This is a genomic window from Corallococcus sicarius (assembly GCF_003611735.1).
In the GTDB taxonomy this organism is placed as follows: domain Bacteria; phylum Myxococcota; class Myxococcia; order Myxococcales; family Myxococcaceae; genus Corallococcus; species Corallococcus sicarius.
In genome coordinates this window covers 1-4,233 of sequence record NZ_RAWG01000515.1, presented here as the reverse complement: position 1 = coordinate 4,233, position 4,233 = coordinate 1, and the positions used below count along the sequence as shown (strand labels likewise).

3 protein-coding genes are annotated in these 4,233 nt (G+C 72.8%); all 3 read left to right on the top strand.

All coding sequences use genetic code 11. From position 1 onward, the window contains the following. A partial coding sequence (locus D7X12_RS45245; RefSeq protein WP_120630374.1) for a phage tail protein occupies positions 1 to 2,387 on the top strand: 2,387 nt, incomplete at its 5' end. Beyond that, positions 2,384 to 3,871: a hypothetical protein gene (locus D7X12_RS39905; RefSeq protein ID WP_120630373.1), complete on the top strand. Its 1,488-nt coding sequence runs from the start codon at positions 2,384 to 2,386 to the stop codon at positions 3,869 to 3,871. The genes D7X12_RS45245 and D7X12_RS39905, both read left to right, overlap by 4 nt. A gap of 3 nt (positions 3,872 to 3,874) precedes the next feature. After that, on the top strand, positions 3,875 to 4,233 hold a 359-nt coding region (locus D7X12_RS39900), incomplete at its 3' end, for a hypothetical protein (protein ID WP_439329420.1).

Below are 4,233 nucleotides of genomic sequence, written 5' to 3'. Positions count from 1 at the left end.
CCCCCACGCCTCCGCCGCTGGGGGCGCTCGCCGTCACCGACCACCACTACCTCGTGGTGGGCACGCTCGCGCCCGCGGGCCTGCTGGTGTTCGACCTGCACGCGGGAGGTCCGCCGCTCCAGTACCTGTGGCCCGCGCTGCCCGCCGGCTTCGCGCCCTGGGACATCGCCGCGTCACCGGACGGCGGCGCGGTGGTGCTGGACCGGGAGCACCGTCGCCTCTGGTTCCTGGATGCCTCCTTCCGCGCGGTGCGCACCGGCGGCGAGACGGAGGTCGAACCGGAGGTCGTGGATCCGTTCCAGCCGCTGGACGGCAGCTACACGCGCCGCACGGCCGCGGAGACCTTCCCGGAGCCCGTGTCGCTTTCGGCCCCCGGCCCGGTGTCCACCGTGGACCCTGTCTCCGTGGAGGTGCTGGCGGATGGCCGCGTGCTGGTGCTCGACCGGGGTGTGGACAACAGCCGCCTGTGGGTGTTCCGCGACGGCGTGCTGGAGGGCGCTCCGGTGTTGCTGGAGGTGGACGACCTGCTGCCGGACACGGGCCCCGCCGCTGACTTCAAGCTGGTGGCGCACGACATGGCGCTGGTGCGCGGCGTGGAGGGTGCGCCGGACCGGCTGTACGTGGTGGGCCAGGACGGCAACCAGGCCTTCGTCTTCGAGCTGCACGACGCGCCGGGCGGACAGCTCACCGCGGTGGCGCAGCCCGAGTACCTGCCGCTGCGCCTCTTCGGCGGCAAGGGGCTCATCGCCTTCGGACAGGAGGCCTTCTACGACTTCGCGGACGGCTTCATCCCGCTCGTGGCCCAGCGCCGGCCCCGGTACGTGCCTGCCGCCACGCTGCGCACGGCGGTGATGGACGGCCGCGCGCCGGAGTGCGTGTGGCACCGGCTGATGCTGGACGCCGCCATTCCGCCCGGCGCCACCGTCACGGTGCGCAGCCGCGCGGCCAACGAGAAGGCGGAGCTGGAGTTGCAGCCGTTCTCCGAGGAGCCGGCCCTGCTCAAGCGCGCGAGCGGCTCCGAGCAGCCCTTCGCTCCAGCCCCCTTGGGCGCGCACCGGGGCACCTTCGAGCTGCTCTTCCAGCGCGCGAAGGGCCGCTACGCCCAGGTGGAGCTGACGCTGGACGGAGGCGGGGGCAGCACGCCGCGCCTGCACGCGCTGCGCGTCTGGTACCCGCGCTTCTCCTACGCCGCGCAGTACCTGCCGGCCATCTACCGGGAGCAGCCGGAGTCGGCCCACTTCCTGGACCGCTTCCTCGCCAATGTGGAGGGGCTGCTCACGCCGGTGGAGGACCGCATCGCCGCGGCGCAGGTGCTCTTCGACGCGCGCAGCGCGCCCCCGGAGGCGCTGGAGTGGCTGGCCTCGTGGTTCGGCGTGGTGCTGGACCCTGCGTGGAACGAGCCCCGGCGCCGGCTGTTCCTGCGCCACACGCTGGACTTCTTCCAGTGGCGGGGCACCGCGCGCGGGCTGCGCATGGCGCTGCGGCTGGCGCTCGACGAGTGCGTGGACGACACCGTCTTCACCGAGGACGTGGACCCCACGCGCGCGCGGCTGCGCATCGTGGAGCGCTTCCGCGCGGCGCGCACGCCATTCCTCCAGCCCACGCAGCCCTCGGAGGTCGGCGGCATCCGCGTGGTGGCGCCCGCGCCGCGCTGGGAGCCGAAGCAGGGGCGCGTGCAGCTGGTCACCCGCTTCCGGGACGCGCTGACGGCGGCCGGGGTGGCGCAAGGCGCGCTGCCGGACGGCTTCCCCCTGCGGGCCCCCACGGACGCGACGCAGGCGACGGTGTGGCGGGACTTCAGCCTGGACGTGCTGGGCTTCGTGCCGGCGGCCACGGACACGGACGCGCCGCGCTGGCGCGAGTTCCTGGCCCGGCGCTACGGCCGCGTGGCCGCGTTCAACCTGGCGCACGGGGCAAGCCTCACGGACATTTCGCAGGCGGTGTTGCCCACGACGCTGCAGGCGGACGGGGCCGCGCAGGTGGACTGGTACCACTTCGAGACGGTGGTGCTGCCGGTGCGCGCCGCCGCGCACCGCTTCACGGTGGTGCTGCCGATGCCGCGGGGCAGCGCGGCGCAGGAGCAGGAGCAGCGCGACCGGCTGGAGCGGGCGCTGCGCGTGGTGGAGCTGGAGAAGCCCGCGCACACCGTGTTCGACGTGAAGTTCTACTGGGCCATGTTCCGCGTGGGCGAGGCCCGGTTGGGCGTGGACACCCTGGTCGACCTGGGCAGCCGTGCCCCCGAGCTGATGCCCGCCATGCGGCTCGGACGTGAGTACCTGGCAGAGAGCTATCTGGCCCCGAGGCCCCCTCAGGACGCCGTGGATCGGCACATCCTGGGAAGGGATCCGCTCGGGCGCCGTGAGATTCAGGGGAGCGACATCCAATGAGCGGCTTTGGTCCGAGTTCCACCTCCGCGAAGCGCGCCGCAGCCGACCCGACGAAGCACGTCAACTACGTGCTGGGGATGGTGCTGGGCGTCGACGACTTCATCCAGGACTTCGCCTACCAGTCCGAGCGGGACCGGTGGCAGGCAAGAGACCTGCTCGGGTACGGCACGGCCTGGGGGCTGGCCGTCACCACGGGCCTGGGCGCCCGGGGCCCGGAGGTGCGCGTGTCCCCGGGCACCGCGCTCAGTCCGCGCGGGCAGCTGGTGCGCGTCACGCCCGCGCAGTGCGCGTCGCTCAACGACTGGCTCAAGGCCCAGGGCGCCGCCATCGAGCCGAACCCGGACGAGATCGTCCGCGTCTGGGTCGTCCTCTCCTACCGCGAGTGCCTCACGGATCCCGTGCCGGTGCCCGGCGAGCCCTGCCGCAGTGAAGACGACGCCATGGCGCCCTCGCGCGTCACGGACGACTTCAAGCTGGAGCTGCGCCTCACCCCGCCCCAGGAGCCCACCGAGGAGCAGGCGGTGCGGGACCTGGTGCGCTGGCTGCGCACGCACGTCGTGCCCGTGGGCGACGACACGCCTTCCGGCGACGTGACGTCGGAGGCGGACTTCCTCACGGCGCTGCGCGCGGCGGTGGTGCAACCCGTGCCGCTGGCGCCGGAGACGGACTGGCTGGATGACGCCGCGGCGCCCATGAAGGTGCCGGCGACGCAGGTGGAGGGCTACCTGCGCGCCGCGCTGCGCGTCTGGGTGACGGAGCTGCGCGCGCTGTGGCGGCCCAACTGGCTGGGTGAAGCCCAGGGCTGTCAGCAGCCCGTGTCCGCCGAACCGGACTCCGACGTGGACTGCGTGCTGCTGGCGGCCGTCGACGTGCACGTGAGCAAGGAGCTGGGCAGCACGGACTGGGTGGTGAAGGCGGAGGCGCCGCTCCCCATCCACGAGGACGAGCGCCCGTACCTGCTGCACCTGCGGCTGCTCCAGGAGTGGGCGCTGGCGGGCCCGCTCTGGGACACGTCCGCGGTGCACCACCCGCCCACGCTGCCCGCGTATCAAATCGTCGCGGCGGGCACGCTGCCCCTCGCGTCCTTCGAGGACTCCGGCGTGCAGGGCTACAACAACCTGCGCATCGACAAGGCGAGCAAGGGCTTCGCGCGGCTCACCTTCGACGGGTACCAGTACAAGCCGGAGGCGTGGCAGTACGTGGTGAAGGTGACGCTGCAGGAGGATGAGGGGCTGGGACTGGCGCTGCCCACCGTCACCGTGGCAGGCCTGGACTCCGACGGCATCCGGCTGCGCCTCCGCGAGCGCGAAGACCCCATGGACGAGACCTCGATGGCGTCCATGGCCGTCATCGTGGAGGTGAGCCAGTACTTCGCGGGCGCTGGCCCGACGTTGAAGACCGCCCGGGCCCCCGAGCCGCCCGCACCGCCCGCGCCGCCGTCCCGGGCCGCGAGCCGCACGCGCCGCTCCGGTGGAGGGAGGTAGCCCATGCGCATCGCCCTGGATACGCCGTTCCTGAAGGACGGCATCCGTTCAACGAACTTCTTCAATGGCCGGCTCCTGTCCGCGGAGGACCTGGGCCAGGAGCAGACCGCGCGAGACGCCGCGCAGCAGCGCCTGGGCCGCGCGCTGGGCGAGGGCGTGGCGTACGGCCTGGAGGTGTCCCTCTCGCAGGACAACTCCGCCACCACGCCGCTGGTGACGGTGCAGCCGGGCCTCGCCGTCAACCGCGAGGGCGAGGCGATGGAGCCTGTCTCTTATACCCATCTCCGAGCCCCCGAGACCGGAGCCTACCTCGTATGCCGTCTTCTGCCTGAAAAAAAGACAGCCTCATTAACTCCGGCAGC